The following is a 15,886-nucleotide window of genomic DNA, read 5'->3' as shown; positions in this document are numbered from 1 at the left end:
CGCCCGGTTACATTCCGAACCCGGAAGCTAAGCCTTACAGCGCCGATGGTACTGCAGGGGGGACCCTGTGGGAGAGTAGGACGCCGCCGAACAATTCTTATAGAAAACCCCCGTACCGTAAATCGGTACGGGGGTTTTCTGCGTTTCTGGGGAAACTTTTGGGAACTGGAAGGGGCTCTCCCAGAGAGCCCCTTCTTTCATAGGCGGCCGGCTGTCTTGAGGGCCAGGTAGGCGTCCGCGAGGGCGGGTGCCAGTTCGTCCGGAGTCGCGTCGACGACGGTGACGCCGTTGCGGCGGAGCTGGTCCGTGGTGCGATTTCGTTCAGCCTGGGCCTGGGCGGCGGCCGCAGCCTCGTAGACCGCGTCAGCATTGCCTCTGGCCTTGGCCATTCGGGCGATATAGGGGTCCGCCACCGACGCCAGGAGGACAGTGTGGCGCTGGGTGAGCTGGGAGAGGATGGGCAGAAGGCCCTCCTCGATCGGTGCCGCGTCGAGCGTCGTGAGCAGGACGATCAGGGAACGGCGTGGAGCCGACCGTAGAGCCGTGGCGGTCAGGCCTCGGGCGTCCGTCTCGACCAGTTCGGGTTCCAGCGTGGCCATGGCGTTGACCAGGGACGGCAGCAGGTTGTTCGCCGTGCGGCCCTGGACGAGGGCGCGGACCCGGCGGTCGTACGCCAGCAGGTCCACGCGGTCGCCTGCGCGGGAGGCGAGGGCGGCCAAGAGGAGTGCGGCGTCCATGGACGCGTCGAGTCGTGGTGCGTCACCGACCCGGCCGGCGGAGGTGCGGCCGGTGTCGAGGACCAGGAGGATGTGGCGGTCGCGTTCGGGGCGCCAGGTGCGCACGGCGACCGCGGACTGGCGGGCGGTGGCCCGCCAGTCGATGGAACGGGTGTCGTCGCCGGGGACGTACTCGCGCAAGGAGTCGAACTCGGTGCCCTCGCCGCGTTGCAGGACGCTGGTGCGGCCGTCCAGTTCGCGGAGCCGGGCGAGCTTGGAGGGCAGGTGCTTGCGGCTGGTGAACGGGGGCAGGACCCGTACCGTCCAGGGCACGACGTGTGTGCCCTGGCGGGTGAAGAGGCCGAGCGGGCCGTAGGAACGGATCGTGACACGGTCCGCCTGGCGGTCGCCTCGGCGGGTGGGCCGCAGCCGTGTGGTGACGCGGCGGCGTTCGCCGGATGGGACGTCGAGCCGGTGACGTGAAGACTCGACCTCGGTGCCGGGCTGCCAGCTGCTGGGGGGCCAGGCGTCGCGCAGGCGGGCGCGGAGGCGGCGACGCGACGGGTTGGTGACCGTGAGCGTGACGTCGGCGGGGTCGCCGAGGCGTACGGACGTGTCGCCCGAGCGCGCCAGGCCGAGGCGGCGCACAGGGGCCGCCAGGGCGAAGTCGCAGGCGCAGGCCACGGCCAGGGGCGCGTTGACGGCGAGGATGCCCGCCCAGCTGGGTTCCCAGATGCCGACGGGGACGGAGCCGAGTGCCGCGAGGAGGGCGGCGCGTCCGGTGAGCGCCATCAGCGCGGGACGGGGACGTGGGACAGGATCGCGGTGATGACGGAGTCCGCGGTGACGCCCTCCATCTCTGCCTCCGGGCGCAGTTGGACACGGTGCCGGAGAGTGGGCAGGGCGAGTGCCTTGACGTCGTCGGGGATCACGTAGTCGCGGCCGGTGAGCCATGCCCATGCGCGCGAGGTGGCGAGCAGGGCGGTGGCGCCGCGGGGGGAGACGCCCAGGGTGAGGGAGGGCGATTCGCGGGTGGCGCGGCAGATGTCGACGACGTACGCGGTGATCTCGGGAGAGACGGTCGTCTTGGCGACGGCGGCGCGGGCTGCCTCGAGGTCGGCGCGGCCCGCGACGGGGCGTACGCCGGCGGCCTTGAGGTCGCGCGGGTTGAAGCCGGAGGCGTGGCGGGTGAGGACGTCGATCTCGTCCTGCCGGGAGGGCAGAGGGATCGTCAGCTTCAGCAGGAAGCGGTCCAGTTGGGCCTCGGGGAGGGGGTAGGTGCCCTCGTACTCGACGGGGTTCTGGGTCGCCGCGACCAGGAACGGATCGGGGAGCGGACGCGGGGTGCCGTCGACGGTGACCTGGCGTTCCTCCATCGCCTCCAGCAGGGACGACTGGGTCTTCGGGGGCGTGCGGTTGATCTCGTCGGCGAGCAGGAGGTTGGTGAAGACCGGGCCGGGCTGGAAGGAGAACTCGGCGCTGCGGGTGTCGTAGACGAGGGAGCCCGTGACGTCGCTCGGCATCAGGTCGGGAGTGAACTGGACCCGCTTCGTGTCCAGTTCGAGTGCGGAGGCCAAGGTGCGGACGAGCAACGTTTTGGCGACCCCGGGGACTCCTTCGAGTAGGACGTGTCCGCGGCAGAGCAGAGCGACGACGAGACCGGTGACGGCGGGGTCCTGGCCGACCACGGCCTTCGCGATCTCGGCGCGCAGGGCTTCCAGGGCGGCCCGGGGGTTGCCCGGATGCCCGGTCTGCCCGGCGTTGTCAGTGGTCGGGTCCATCATGGACGGCGTACCTCTCTTTCGAGGGCGTCGAGTTGGTCGGTGAGGGCGATCAGTGCGGCGTCGTCGCCGGGCGGTGGGCCGAAGAGGACGCTGTGCAGGGGCTGTCCGTCCTGGTGGAGATGGGCGGACAGAGCGGGCAGCAGGGCCTCGGGCGCATGCGCCTGGGAGACGGGTACGCCTACGAGAGGGGCGAGGCGGGTGCGTGTGGTGGAGCGAAGAGCGGTGGCCGCGCGGTCGCGGGCGTTGGCCTTGCGGTAGAGGCGGGCGCGTCCTTCGACGGTCTCGGAGGCGCGGATCGCCACGGGGAGATTCTCGGGCACGAGCGGTCCGAGCCGGCGTGCCCGCCACAGGGCGGCGAGGGCTGCGGCGATGAAGAGCTGAAGTGTGCCCCAGAGCCAGCCCGAGGGGAGCAGATCGAAGAAGCCGCGCTGGTCGTCGCCCGTCTCGGTGGCCGTGGCGTCGGACAGCGAGGGGAGGTACCAGACCAGATGCGGCCGGGAGCCGAGGAGTTGGAGGGCGAGCGAGGCGTTGCCCTGCTCGTCGAGATGGTCGTTGACGAGGATGTCGGACGCGCCGAGGACGACGGTGTCCCCGTCCCCGGTCGTGTCGGGGATCCGGACGAGGGTGGGCAGGTCACCGCTGGGGTAACACTCGTCGGCCTCGGGGCTGGTGACGGTGTACCGGATGCCGCCGGTGTCGGCGTCGCCCGCGCGGCGGGCCTCGGGGAGCGGGCAGCCGGGGGAGAGGGTGGTGTCCAGGCTGGTGACGGGTTCGGCGGTGACGCCGGGTGCGAGGCCTTCCACGGAGCTGATATCGGGGGCGACGAGGACGGTGCGGCCGCCGGAGGCGGTGGTCGCCGAGTGCAGCAGGGCTTGTTGACGGTCGGTCAACAGGTCGGGCACGGCGACCAGGAGAGTGGTGTCGGGTGCCGCCGCGCCGCGGGCCTCGTCGAGGGTCGTGACGGTGCGTGTGTCGACGCCGCGGTCGGCGAGGAGCTCGGCGACGGCCCGGCTGCCCTGGGGGTCGGCGGAGCGCGGGTCGAGGGCGCCGTGCCGGGTGTCGGAGCGGACGAGCGCGAGGACGACGGCTCCGGCGACCAGCACCGCGAGCGCCAGTGCGATACCGCGGGCGCGGGTCCACAGTTGGCGGGCGGTGGGCGAGGCCGAGGTGTTCGGGAGCGTGGCCCCGGTGGTCATCCGGCGGCTCCCTGGCGGGTGTTGTCGACCGTGTTCGCGGTGCTGCTCGTGGTGAGCCGGGGTTTGGCGCGTTCCAGGTCACGGTCGAGTTCGGCGATGCGGCGGTACGAGGTCTCGGTCGCGGTGCGGCCGCCGTACGTGACGTCGTCGAAGTCTCGGGCGGCGGCGCGCAGGCGGTCGGTGTGCGCGGGAAGCGTACGGCCGGCGTCGGCTGCCGCCTCGTCGGCGGTGCGGCCGGGGCGGGCGTCGAGCAGGGCGCGCTCCTCCAGGGAGCGGACGATGGCCCGCATGCGTTCCTGGACGGCCTGGCTGAAGTGGCCCTGGGCGGCGTGGGCCTCGGCGGCGGCGCGGTGTTCGGCGGCGCTGCGGGGGCGGTCGTCGAACAGGGCGGGGGCGGAGACGGGGCCGCGGCGGGGCGTGCCGAGGCGCCACCACAGGGCGCCGAGTACGGCGAGGACGGCGAGCACGATGACGACCAGGCCGACGGCCCCGCCGGGTGTCACCGTTCCGGCGGCGTCGAAGACGCTGCCGAGCCAGTCCCAGAAGGAGTTGAGGGCTCGTTCCAGGAGGTTCGGTTCGTTCTCGTGGTACATCCGCTTGGCCAGCTCGCGCCGGGCCGCTTCGCGGGCGGGGTCACGCGGGACGGTCAGCGGTGGTTCGGTGTCGCCGGTGCGTGTCAGTGTGAGCGCCGACGACAGGGTGGTGCGGTCGCCGGCGCGCACGGCGGCTCGTAGTGCTGTGTCGACTGCGCCGGGCACCGCTGTGAGAACTCCCCCCGTGAGGCTCACCGCATCAGCTCCCGGCGGTGGTGCCGTAGTTCTGGACGCCGGCGGCGCGGGCCAGGTCGAGGTCGAGGGCCTCGCGGCGGATGCGCTGGTCGATGTAGAGGAGCACGGTGACACCGGCCGTGATCGGGAAGGTGATCATGGAGCCGATCACCGAGCCGATGCCGGTGACGATCAGGTAGGTCCAGCCGAAGTCGCTGTCGCCGGTGAGGAAGCCGCTGAACCCGTCGCCGCTGACGACGAGGGCGATCAGGGCGAACGGGATGACGATGACCATGGCGACGATGTTCGCGATGAGAGCTGCGAGCAGCTGGATGCCGAAGACTCGCCACCAGGAGCCGCTGACGAGCTTGGTGGAGCGGGTCAGGGCCTTCTTGATGCCCTGCTTCTCCAGCATCAGGGCGGGGGAGGCGAGGGAGAGGCGGACCATCAGCCAGATGGCGACGACGCCCGCGCCCAGGAAGCCGAGGAATCCGAGCACGGCGCCTGCGGGCGGGGAGCCCGCGACACCGACGATGATGCCGGGCAGGGTGCCCACGGCGAGGATGCCGAAGGCGATGAGCGGCAGCAGCACGAGCAGGCCGAGCAGCCTGAGCACCTGCGGGCGGGCGTCGCGCCAGGCCTCCTTGGTGGTGACGGGCTTGCCCAGTACCGCGCGGCTGGTGACGGCGGTGAGCAGTGCGGTCACCGCGACGGTGCCGATGAGGGTGATGACGAACAGGACACCCATGCCGACCAGGGCGTCGCCCAGGGCGCGGGTGGCCTCCTCCAGGGTGGCGTCCGGGTCGCCGAGGCCGTCGGTGCCGGTCGTGTCGTTCAGGACGAGGCCCTGGAGCAGGACGGTGACGATCTCCATGAGGACCGCGACGGTGAGGGAGATGCCGAGCACCGTGCGCCAGTAGGTACGCATGGTGGAGACCGCGCCGTCGAGGATCTCGCCGACGCCGAGGGGGCGCAGGGGGATCACTCCGGGCTTGGCGGCGGGCGGCGGGCCGCCCCAGGGGGTGCCCCAGCCGCCGTGTCCGGCAGGGCCGTGCTGTCCGCCGGGGCCTCCCCAGCCGCCGCCCTGGGGCGGGGTGCCCCAGTTCGGGCCGGGCGGTGGGGGCGGTGTCTGGCCGGGGCCCACGGGCGTGGACCACTGGCCGGGTGCCGGTTGCTCCTGCGACCACTTCGCGCCGGGTGCCGTCGGCTGATCCGCCGGTGCCGCGGGAGCCGGGCTGTCGGCCGGCTCCTGGGCGCCGGGGCGCTGATCGTCGGACGGGGCGGATCCGGGCGAGGCCCAGCCCGGAGTGTCGTTCATCGTCGCTCCTTCACGGTGCCCGACCGCGGTCGCGGCGGCAGGTTGGCCCTCATCGTGCCATGGGGCCGTCCGGGACGGACCGGCCGCGGTAGGGGCTGTGCACCTTCAATTGTCCGCCCGATCCGGGGCAGACTGACGGCATGGCTGATCAGTACGCGCAATCCGGCGAGGACGGCCGGCCGACCGGAATACCTGTCATCCGCTGGGAGGAGCCGCCCGAGGGGCCTGTGGTGGTCCTCCTGGACCAGACGCGGCTGCCCGCCGAGGAGATCGAGCTGGTGTGCACGGACGCGCCCGCGCTGGTGGAGGCGATCCGTTCGCTCGCCGTGCGCGGGGCGCCGCTGCTCGGGATCGCGGGGGCCTACGGGGTCGCGCTCGCCGCCGCGAGAGGCTTCGACGTGGAGGAGGCCGCGGCCGCGCTGGCGGGTGCCAGGCCGACCGCGGTGAACCTCGCCGTGGGTGTGCGGCGGGCCCAGGCCGCGCATCGGGCCGTGCTCGTCGGCGGCGGCGGCGAGGGCCGGGCCGCTGTCGCGGCGCTGGCCGCGGCGCGCCAGCTGCACCGGGAGGACGCCGAGGCCAGCACCCGGATGGCCGCACACGGCCTGGTGCTGCTCGACGAGCTGCTGCCGGGCGGAGGTCACCGGATTCTCACGCACTGCAACACCGGTTCGCTGGTGTCGGGCGGTGAGGGCACGGCGTTCGCGGTGGCGCTCGCCGCGCACCGTCAGGGCCGGCTCAGGCGCCTGTGGGTGGACGAAACGCGTCCGTTGCTGCAAGGTGCTCGCCTGACGGCTTACGAGGCGGCACGCAACGACATGGCGTACACCTTGCTCACCGACAACGCGGCGGGTTCGCTGTTCGCGGCGGGGGAGGTGGACGCGGTGCTCATAGGGGCGGACCGCATCGCGGCCGACGGGTCTGTGGCGAACAAGGTGGGAAGCTATCCGCTCGCCGTGCTCGCGCGCTATCACCATGTTCCGTTCATCGTGGTGGCACCGGTGACGACCGTGGATCTGGGGACCGCGGACGGGGCGTCGATCGAGGTCGAGCAGCGCCCCGGCTTCGAAGTGACCGAGGTCACAGCGCCGCAGATGCCGGTGGCGGGAGCGGGAGGCGGGATCGTGGTGGCGCCCCTGGGGACCCAGGCGTACAACCCGGCGTTCGACGTGACACCGCCGGAACTGGTGACGGCGATCGTCACCGAAGAAGGTGCCGTTTCGCCTGTGACCGGCGAGGGGCTTGCCGAGCTGTGTGCCAGGTCACGCCAGGTAACGATTAGCTAATGGGATGATGTCGTTTATGAAGGGACGAGTCCTTGTCGTCGACGACGACAGCGCACTGGCCGAGATGCTCGGCATCGTGCTGCGTGGTGAAGGTTTTGAGCCGTCTTTCGTAGCCGACGGCGACAAGGCGCTGGCCGCTTTCCGCGAGTCCAAGCCGGATCTGGTGCTGCTCGATCTGATGCTGCCCGGTCGGGACGGCATCGAGGTGTGCCGCCTGATCAGGGCGGAGTCCGGCGTGCCGATCGTGATGCTGACCGCCAAGAGCGACACCGTCGACGTGGTGGTCGGCCTCGAGTCCGGGGCCGACGACTACATCGTGAAGCCGTTCAAGCCGAAGGAGCTCGTGGCCCGCATCCGGGCGCGGCTGCGGAGGTCGGAGGAGCCGGCGCCGGAGCAGCTCGCCATAGGTGACCTGGTCATCGACGTGGCGGGGCACTCGGTGAAGCGGGACGGGCAGTCCATCGCGCTGACGCCGCTGGAGTTCGACCTGCTGGTCGCGCTGGCGCGGAAGCCGTGGCAGGTGTTCACTCGTGAGGTGCTCCTGGAGCAGGTCTGGGGCTACCGGCACGCGGCGGACACGCGTCTGGTGAATGTGCATGTGCAGAGGCTTCGCTCGAAGGTCGAGAAGGACCCCGAGCGGCCGGAGATCGTGGTGACCGTCCGTGGTGTCGGATACAAGGCCGGACCGAGCTGACATGTCCGGGGACAGTGCCGCTTCGGCCCCCGGCCGGTCCGGGGCCCGTCCGGGGCGGCCTGTCGGCCGGCCGACGCCCTCGCGCTGGGAAAGGTTCTTCGAGGGCGGGCTGCTTCAGGGCGGAGTCCAGGGCAGCCCGGTCCTTCGGCTGTTCATGCGCTGGGTGCGCCGCCCGTTGCTGCCCGTGATGCGGCTGTGGCGGCGCAACATCCAGCTCAAGGTCGTCGTCACGACCCTGCTGATGTCGCTGGGCGTCGTCCTGCTGCTCGGCTTCGTCGTGATCGGCCAGGTGCGCAACGGACTGCTGGACGCCAAGGTGAAGGCCGCCCAGAGCCAGGCCACCGGCGGTTTCACGGTGGCCAAGCAGAAGGCCGACGAGACCGCCAGCGGCACCGCCGACGAGGTGCCCGGCACGGACGGCCGTTCCGCGCAGAACGTCACCCAGTGGATGAGCGAAATGGTCGGTTCGCTCTCCAGCGGCGGCCAGGGCGCCTTCGACGTGGTGACGCTGCCCGTCGGCGACGACAGCGGCAGTGGGCGCAGTCCGCGTGCCTCCGGCGGCGTGAACCCGGACAAGAGCATTCCGGCGGATCTGCGGGCCCGCATCGGGGACGGCGAGGCCGCCCAGAAGTACACGCGCGTCTTCTACAGCGAGCGCGGCAAGGAGTCCCAGCCCGCGCTGGTCATCGGCAAGGAGGTCAACGACCCCAACGGTGACCCGTACCAGCTCTACTACCTCTTCCCGCTGACGCAGGAGGAGAAGTCGCTGAGCCTGGTCAAGGGCACGCTGGCGACGGCCGGGGTGTTCGTCGTCGTCCTGCTCGGGGCGATCGCGTGGCTGGTGGTCCGCCAGGTCGTCACGCCCGTACGGATGGCCGCGGGCATCGCCGAGAGGCTGTCGGCCGGGCGTCTTCAGGAACGTATGAAGGTCACCGGCGAGGACGACATCGCGCGCCTGGGCGAGGCCTTCAACAAGATGGCGCAGAACCTCCAGCTGAAGATCCAGCAGCTGGAGGACCTGTCGCGGATGCAGCGGCGGTTCGTCTCCGACGTGTCCCACGAGCTGCGGACGCCGCTGACGACCGTGCGGATGGCGGCGGACGTCATCCACGAGGCCCGCGAGGACTTCGATCCGGTGACCGCGCGGTCGGCGGAGCTGCTGGCCGACCAGCTGGACCGGTTCGAGTCGCTGCTCGCGGACCTGCTGGAGATCAGCCGCTTCGACGCGGGCGCCGCGGCGCTGGAGGCGGAGCCGATCGATCTCAGGGAGGTCGTGCGGCGGGTGGTCAGCGGGGCCGTGCCGCTCGCGGAGCGCAAGGGCACCGAGATACGCGTCGTGGGCGATCAGCAGCCCGTCGTGGCCGAGGCGGACGCCCGGCGTCTGGAGCGGGTGCTGCGCAATCTCGTCGTCAACGCCGTGGAGCACGGCGAGGGCCGGGACGTGGTCGTCAAGCTCGCCTCGGCGGGCGGGGCGGTCGCGGTCGCGGTGCGCGACTACGGCGTCGGTCTCAAGCCCGGCGAGGCCACGCGCGTGTTCAGCCGCTTCTGGCGGGCCGACCCGGCCCGCGCGCGGACCACGGGCGGTACGGGCCTGGGCCTGTCCATCGCCCTGGAGGACGCGCGTCTGCACGGCGGCTGGCTCCAGGCGTGGGGTGAGCCGGGTGGCGGGTCGCAGTTCCGGCTGACGCTGCCGCGGACGGCGGACGAGCCGCTGCGGGGCTCGCCGATACCCCTGGAACCCAAGGACTCGCGCCGCAACCGCGGCCTGGACGGGGCCGGGCTGCCGCGCGGCGAGAAGAGCGCCACCGTGCCCGCACAGCAGATCAACGGACAGGCGCCGCTGGACCGGATGGCCACGCTGCCCGCCACGACGGCCCCCTCGGCCGACCCCACGGCGCTGCCGGGCAACGGCGCGCGCGTGGTGCCGCGGCCCGCGTGCGGGGCGCGACGGCCGGACGACACGTCCGCGGCGCGGCCGGGACAGGCCCCGGCCGGTCAGGACGAGCAAGGGGAGGCAACTCGTGGCCGCTGACCGCGAGGGGGGCGCCCGGCGCATGCCGCGGCGCGCGGTGGCGTACACCGTCTGCGGGGTCGTCCTGCTGTCGGGATGCGCGTCGATGCCCGACGACGGTGATCTGCGCGGGGTGGACTACACGCCGCGGCAGGACTCGCAGGTGCGGGTGTTCGCCGTGCCGCCGGGCGAGGACGCGACTCCGACGGAGATCGTGGACGGCTTCCTGGAGGCGCTGACGAGTGACGACCCGAACTACGAGACGGCGAAGCTGTATCTGACGCCCGAGGCGGCGAAGCAGTGGGAGCCGGAGGGCTCCGCCACCGTTCTCGCGAACGGGATGGAGAGCTTCGCCGATCCCGTCGAGGACGCGGAGAAGGCCACCTCGTCCTCCGTCACGCTGACCGGCACCGAGGTCGGCGCGCTCGACGCGCAGCAGTCGTACAGCCCGGCCGAGGGCGACTACCAGCAGCAGATCCAGTTGACGCGCACCAAGAAGAACGGCCAGTGGCGCATCAGCCGGCCGCCGCAGGGCATCGTGCTCGGCGAGTCGGACTTCGAGCGCAACTACATGTCGGTCAACAAGTACTACTTCGCGTCCAACGGTGTGGCGGGGTCTCCGTCGCGGCCGATGGCGGTGGCCGATCCGGTGTTCGTGCGCGAGCGCGTGGATCCCATGACGCACATGGTCCGCTCGCTCCTGGAGGGCCCGACGGTCTGGCTGGACCAGGTCGTCCGGTCGAGTTTCCCCACCGGTACGAAGCTGAGGGCCGGCGTGGAGTCGCTGACGCCCGACGGGCAGAACACGCTGACCGTGCCGCTGAACAACAGTGCCGCGCGGGTCGGGCCGGGCAAGTGCCGCGAGATGGCCGCGCAGCTGCTGTTCACGCTGCAGAACCTCACCTCCGCGGTGGACCAGATCGAGCTGGAGTCGGGTGGCAGGCAGCTGTGCCTGGTGTCCGCGGACAGCGCCGACTCGGTGGCCGCGCGGGGGGCGACGGAGCGTCCCGAGTTCCTGTACTTCCTGGACGGCGAGAACCAGCTGGTGCGGATGCCCGCGCGCAGCGAGGACAAGGAGGCGCTGGCGGTGCCGGGGCCGCTCGGCGACGGGACGAGGCCGTTCTGGGCGGCGGGTGTGGCGCGGCGCGAGGACGTCGCGGCCGGGGTGAGCCTGGACCGGCGTGCGCTGTTCGTCAGCCCCATGGTGGCGGGCGGTTCGCTCGGCGCACCCGTGCTGGTCAGCCAGGGGAAGACGGAGACCGACCGGCTGACGGCGCCGAGCTGGGACGCCGCCGGTGACCTGTGGGTGGCCGACCGGGACCCGAAGCGGCCGCGGCTGCTGCTGTTCGACGGCGGCAAGGGCGAGCCCGTGGAGGTCGAGATGCCCGGTCTGGACGGCCGTATCGACTCGGTGCGGGTGGCCGGGGACGGGGTGCGGATCGCTCTGGTCGTGGAGAAGGCGGGCAAGCAGTCCCTGCTCATCGGCCGTATCGAGCGCGGCGACAGGCCGACCGAGGCCGACGAGCGGACGCGCGTGGCGGTGCTGGAGCTGCGCTCGGCGACTCCGGAGCTGGAGGAGGTCACCACCATGTCCTGGGTCGGCGAGAGCCGGCTGGTGGTGGTGGGCACCAAGCAGGGGGGCGTGCAGCAGATGCAGTACGTCCAGGTCGACGGCTCCACGCCGGAGGCTCCGCCGCCCGCCGCGCTCACGGGCGTGGAGGAGATCGCCGGGACGGAGGACGGCGGGGTTCCGCTGGTCGCCCATTCGGAGGACGGCATCGTGCGGATGCCCACTGGGGAGCAGTGGCAGAAGGTCGTGAAGGACGGCACGGCGCCGGTGTATCCCGGGTGAGGTGCTGACCGCGGTATCGCGGGGAGCGGTCGTTTCGCCGGCTTCGGTCCGGCGGGGCGGCCGCCTTTCCGTTTCCGGGACATGGCCCGGTTCCCGCGGTTCCCGGCTGTCTCTCGGCAGCGTGGAGGCTGTTGCTGCCGGGGGCGGCCGGGCCTGTGCGCCGGGCGGCGCGGAGTTGTCCACAGGCGGTTGTCCACAGGGGTGGCCGGGCCGCGCGGGCGTTGGCAGAGTGGTGGACATGCGGGGGTGGTGGCAGGACCTCACCGACCTGGTGCTGCCGGGCGAGTGCGGAGGCTGCGGCAGGCCGCGCACGATGCTCTGCCCGGAGTGCCGTGCCGTCCTGGGCGGTGTCGCACCGCGCCGGGTGCGGCCGGTGCCGGAGCCGCCGGGCCTGCCCGCCGTCCACGCGGCCGTGCCGTACGCGGACGAGGTCCGGGCCGTGCTGCTGGCCCACAAGGAGCGCGGAGCCCTGTCCCTGGCCCGCCCTCTGGGCACGGCCCTGGCAGGCGCGGTGCGGGCCGGGCTCGGGCCGGCGCAGGGCCGGCGAGCGGGCCTGCCCGTGCTGCTCGTACCGGTGCCGTCCCGGCGCGCGGCCGTACGGGCCCGTGGACACGATCCGGCACGGCGGATCGCACTCGCCGCGGCGGCGCGGCTGCGCCGGGCCGGGACGTCGGCCCGGGTGCTCTCCGTGCTGCGGCAGCGCCGCGCGGTGGCCGACCAGGCGGGGCTCAACTCCCGGCGGCGTCAGGAGAATCTGGCCGGCGCCCTGGCCGTGGCGCGCGGCGGGGCCGGGCTGCTGCGGGGCGGCGCGGTGGTGCTCGTGGACGACCTGATGACGACGGGCGCTTCCCTCACGGAGGCGGCGCGTGCGGTGCGGGAGGCCATGGCCGCCGAAGCCGGGTACCGCGATGTGATGACACCCGTGTACACGGGAGTGAGCCGGGAAAGGACAGGGGAACAGATGGCTGAAGAGACGGAAGGGGGCGCAGGCGGACGGACGGTCATGGCGGGAAAGACGGGCCCGGACACCTTCGGAGATCCGGTCTGTGCCGCGGTGGTCGCTGCTTCGCCGGATGCTTTCGAAATAAACCGGAACTGACTGCGAAGTTGCATCGTTGCAGGTAATGAGAGCGCCTATTCACCTGAACGGAGGTACGCCGCAGTAGAGGGTGACGACATCCGTCCGGGCGAGATATGTTCGGTTGTGAGGGAAAGGCGCAGGCCATCCCCCGCGAATCCGATAGCCGTGCTGCGGGTTTTACGCAATCACCCGAGCCGGCGGCGTGGAGATCTCGCCCGTGGGGGAGGAGGAGGTGGACGTCACCAAGTCCGCGGTTCCGGAACTGTCCGGAACCTGGTGCACAAGGGAGATGCTCCGCCACTGAGAGCGGAGCGATCCGGGAACGGAGTTCTGCGTGGACATCGTCGTCAAGGGCCGCAAGACCGAGGTGCCCGAGCGGTTCCGCAAGCACGTGGCCGAGAAGCTGAAGCTGGAGAAGATCCAGAAGCTCGACGGCAAGGTGATCAGCCTCGACGTCGAGGTGTCCAAGGAGCCCAACCCCCGACAGGCCGACCGCTGCGACCGAGTGGAGATCACGCTCCGCTCCCGTGGCCCGGTGATCAGGGCAGAGGCGGCGGCCAGCGACCCGTACGCGGCACTCGACCTCGCTGCCGAGAAGCTGGATGCCCGACTGCGCAAGGAGCACGACAAGCGTCACACGCGCCGGGGCGTCCGCCGGCTGACGGCGGCCGAGGTCCCCGACCACGTTCCGGGCGCGGCGACGCTCAACGGCAACGGCCACGTCGTCTCGACGGAGGAGTCGGACGGAGTACCCACCAGGAAGATCGGCTCGCTCGAGGTACAGGGCGAAGGGCCGCTCATCGTCCGAGAGAAGACCCACGTCGCCGCCCCCATGACCCTGGACCAGGCCCTCTACGAGATGGAACTGGTCGGTCACGACTTCTATCTGTTCGTCGACTCCGAGACGAAGGAGCCGAGCGTCGTCTACCGGCGCCACGCCTACGACTACGGCGTGATCCACCTCCGGACGGACACCATGGTCACGCAGCCGCCGTCGCCTGACGCGGGCGGTTCGCTCGGCGGCTGACCCACCCGGATGACAGCTGTCCGGTGCCCCTGGAGCGCTTTCGTGCGCCCCCAGGGGCACCGGTGTGCGACCCCATGCGCACCCTGCCTGTCACCTCGGCGCCGCCCGGGCATGGAATCATGGCCGCAACGGCTCAACCGGTGGGCCGTTGCCTTGGGTTGGCGATGGCACAGGACCACGGGCCACAGCCTTCAGGGGGAGGAACGATGGCGGACAGCTTCGGACCGATGCATCAGGGGGATGCCGGCGACGGCGTGATCGGCATGGGCCCCGACAGAGGATCATCGCGCGAGGAGCCGATCCGGGTGCTGGTCGTCGACGACCACGCCCTGTTCCGCCGGGGCCTGGAGATCGTGCTCGCGGCCGAGGAGGACATCCAGGTCGTCGGCGAGGCGGGGGACGGCGCCGAAGCGGTCGACAAGGCCGCCGACCTGCTGCCCGACATCGTCCTGATGGACGTGCGGATGCCGAAGCGGGGCGGGATCGAGGCGTGCACCTCCATCAAGGAGGTGGCCCCCAGCGCCAAGATCATCATGCTGACGATCAGCGACGAGGAAGCCGACCTCTACGAGGCGATCAAGGCCGGCGCGACCGGCTATCTGCTCAAGGAGATCTCCACCGACGAGGTCGCCACCGCGATCCGCGCGGTGGCCGACGGACAGTCGCAGATCAGTCCGTCCATGGCGTCGAAGCTGCTGACCGAGTTCAAATCGATGATCCAGCGCACGGACGAACGCCGTCTGGTGCCCGCGCCGCGGCTCACCGACCGTGAGCTGGAAGTGCTCAAGCTCGTCGCCACGGGGATGAACAACCGCGATATCGCCAAAGAACTGTTCATCTCCGAGAACACCGTGAAGAACCACGTGCGCAACATCCTGGAGAAACTCCAGTTGCACTCCCGGATGGAAGCCGTGGTGTACGCGATGCGGGAGAAGATCCTCGAAATCCGCTGACGCTCAGCCGAGCAGCCGGGCGAGTTCCGCGGTGAGAGGGGTGCGCAGTCCGGGCGCGTCCACCCGCTCCACCCGGACGTCCGTGCAGTCCACCCAGCTCGCCGCCTCGACCAGCGCCTGGGCGACCGCCGGGACCGCCTTCGGACCGTCCAGGGTGACCTGCCGGGCGACCAGGGTGTGGCCCTCTCGGGCCGGGTCCACGCGGCCGACCAGACGCCCGCCCGCGAGGACCGGCATCGCGAAGTAGCCGTACACGCGCTTCGGCTTGGGAACGTACGCCTCGAGGCGGTGGGTGAAGCCGAAGATCCGTTCCGTGCGGGCGCGTTCCCAGATCAGCGAGTCGAACGGGGACAGCAGCGTGGTGCGGTGCCGTCCGCGCGGGGGCGCCGCCAGGGCCGCCGGGTCCGCCCAGGCGGGCTTGCCCCAGCCCGCCACCGAGACCGGCACCAGACCGGAGTCGGCGATCACCGCGTCCACCTGCTCGCCCCTGAGGCGGTGGTAGTCGGCGATGTCCGCGCGCGTGCCCACGCCCAGCGCCTCACCGGCCAGCCGCACCAGACGGCGCAGGCACTCGGCGTCGTCCAGCTCGTCGTGCAGCAGGGACTGCGGGATCGCACGCTCGGCGAGGTCGTAGAGCCGCTTCCAGCCGCGCCGCTCGACGCACACCACCTCGCCGTACATCAGGGCGCGCTCGACGGCGACCTTCGTGCCGGACCAGTCCCACCACTCGCTGGTGCGCTTGGCGCCGCCCAACTCGGTCGCGGTCAGCGGGCCTTCGGTCCGCAGCTGCTTGATGACCTGCTCGTAGGTGCCGTCGGGCAGGTCGTGGTTCCACTGCGGGCGGTCGCGGTAGGCGCGGCGGCGGAAGGCGAAGTGCGGCCACTCCTCGACGGGCAGGATGCACGCCGCGTGCGACCAGTACTCGAACGCGTGCCGGTCGGTCCAGTACGCGTCCTCGACCGTCCTGCGGCCGACCGCGCCCAGGCGGGCGTAGGGGATGAGCTCGTGGGACCGGGCCAGGACGGAGATCGTGTCGAGCTGGACCGCGCCGAGGTGCCGCAGCACGCCCCGCACGCCCGCCCGGCGGTCGGGTGCGCCGAGGAAGCCCTGGGCGCGCAGGACCAGGCGGCGGGCCTCGTCGGCGGACAGCTCTGCGATCGGGCGCGGGGTCGTCATGCCTCGCACGATAGGCGCTGCCACTGAC

Annotated in this window: 13 protein-coding genes and 1 rRNA gene; 8 read left to right on the top strand and 6 right to left on the bottom strand. The window is 71.8% G+C overall.

The genetic code is table 11. From position 1 onward, the window contains the following. Positions 1–92: ribosomal RNA gene (gene rrf, locus ACZ6SQ_RS14545) — 5S ribosomal RNA — on the top strand; the annotation flags it as partial. A 105-nt stretch (positions 93–197) separates the two neighbouring features. Here the strand turns inward: rrf and ACZ6SQ_RS14540 are convergent. The 5 genes from ACZ6SQ_RS14540 to ACZ6SQ_RS14520 are packed head-to-tail and all read right to left on the bottom strand — an operon-like array spanning position 198 to position 5,781. Further along, complete coding sequence (locus ACZ6SQ_RS14540; RefSeq protein WP_469560959.1) at positions 198–1,508, bottom strand: DUF58 domain-containing protein; 1,311 nt, start codon at positions 1,506–1,508, stop codon at positions 198–200. Continuing rightward, on the bottom strand, positions 1,508–2,497 hold the full coding sequence (locus ACZ6SQ_RS14535; RefSeq protein ID WP_469560956.1) for an AAA family ATPase: 990 nt from the start codon (positions 2,495–2,497) through the stop codon (positions 1,508–1,510). The genes ACZ6SQ_RS14540 and ACZ6SQ_RS14535 overlap by 1 nt, the downstream gene beginning before the upstream one ends. Further along, entirely contained in the window at positions 2,497–3,696 is a 1,200-nt protein-coding gene (locus ACZ6SQ_RS14530) for a DUF4350 domain-containing protein (protein ID WP_469560953.1), read from the bottom strand. Before ACZ6SQ_RS14530 ends, ACZ6SQ_RS14535 begins: the two co-directional genes overlap by 1 nt. Continuing rightward, entirely contained in the window at positions 3,693–4,484 is a 792-nt protein-coding gene (locus ACZ6SQ_RS14525) for a DUF4129 domain-containing protein (protein WP_469560950.1), read from the bottom strand. Before ACZ6SQ_RS14525 ends, ACZ6SQ_RS14530 begins: the two co-directional genes overlap by 4 nt. 4 nt (positions 4,485–4,488) lie before the next feature. After that, positions 4,489–5,781 carry a DUF7847 domain-containing protein gene (locus ACZ6SQ_RS14520; RefSeq protein WP_469560948.1) on the bottom strand — a complete coding sequence of 431 codons (1,293 nt, stop codon included), beginning with the start codon at positions 5,779–5,781 and terminating at the stop codon, positions 4,489–4,491. A gap of 140 nt (positions 5,782–5,921) precedes the next feature. On the opposite strand from ACZ6SQ_RS14520, the gene mtnA reads away from it, so the two are divergent. The 7 genes from mtnA to ACZ6SQ_RS14485 all read left to right on the top strand — a co-directional run bounded on the left by mtnA (position 5,922) and on the right by ACZ6SQ_RS14485 (position 14,682). Beyond that, positions 5,922–7,064 (top strand): S-methyl-5-thioribose-1-phosphate isomerase, encoded by a 1,143-nt coding sequence (gene mtnA, locus ACZ6SQ_RS14515; RefSeq protein WP_469560945.1) that lies wholly within the window; start codon positions 5,922–5,924, stop codon positions 7,062–7,064. A gap of 4 nt (positions 7,065–7,068) precedes the next feature. Beyond that, complete coding sequence (gene mtrA, locus ACZ6SQ_RS14510) at positions 7,069–7,758, top strand: two-component system response regulator MtrA (protein WP_202919805.1); 690 nt, start codon at positions 7,069–7,071, stop codon at positions 7,756–7,758. 1 nt (position 7,759) lies between these two features. Further along, positions 7,760–9,790 carry an MtrAB system histidine kinase MtrB gene (gene mtrB / locus ACZ6SQ_RS14505; protein WP_469560941.1) on the top strand — a complete coding sequence of 677 codons (2,031 nt, stop codon included), beginning with the start codon at positions 7,760–7,762 and terminating at the stop codon, positions 9,788–9,790. Beyond that, positions 9,780–11,621: an LpqB family beta-propeller domain-containing protein gene (locus ACZ6SQ_RS14500; protein ID WP_469560939.1), complete on the top strand. Its 1,842-nt coding sequence runs from the start codon at positions 9,780–9,782 to the stop codon at positions 11,619–11,621. The genes mtrB and ACZ6SQ_RS14500 overlap by 11 nt, the downstream gene beginning before the upstream one ends. A 238-nt stretch (positions 11,622–11,859) precedes the next feature. Further along, a complete protein-coding gene (locus tag ACZ6SQ_RS14495; protein ID WP_469560936.1) occupies positions 11,860–12,720 on the top strand; it encodes a ComF family protein in 861 nt (286 codons plus the stop codon). A gap of 316 nt (positions 12,721–13,036) precedes the next feature. After that, entirely contained in the window at positions 13,037–13,729 is a 693-nt protein-coding gene (gene hpf / locus ACZ6SQ_RS14490; RefSeq protein WP_386386604.1) for a ribosome hibernation-promoting factor, HPF/YfiA family, read from the top strand. A 206-nt stretch (positions 13,730–13,935) separates the two neighbouring features. Next, entirely contained in the window at positions 13,936–14,682 is a 747-nt protein-coding gene (locus tag ACZ6SQ_RS14485) for a response regulator (RefSeq protein WP_386386602.1), read from the top strand. 3 nt (positions 14,683–14,685) lie between these two features. Here the strand turns inward: ACZ6SQ_RS14485 and ACZ6SQ_RS14480 are convergent, their stop codons facing one another. Then, entirely contained in the window at positions 14,686–15,858 is a 1,173-nt protein-coding gene (locus ACZ6SQ_RS14480; RefSeq protein WP_469560932.1) for a winged helix-turn-helix domain-containing protein, read from the bottom strand. Positions 15,859–15,886: the final 28 nt, after the last annotated feature.

It is taken from the genome of Streptomyces sp. NPDC048600 (assembly GCF_055587025.1).
The sequence above is the reverse complement of the archived record's forward strand: the minus strand, read 5'-3'. Positions and strand labels throughout refer to the sequence as shown.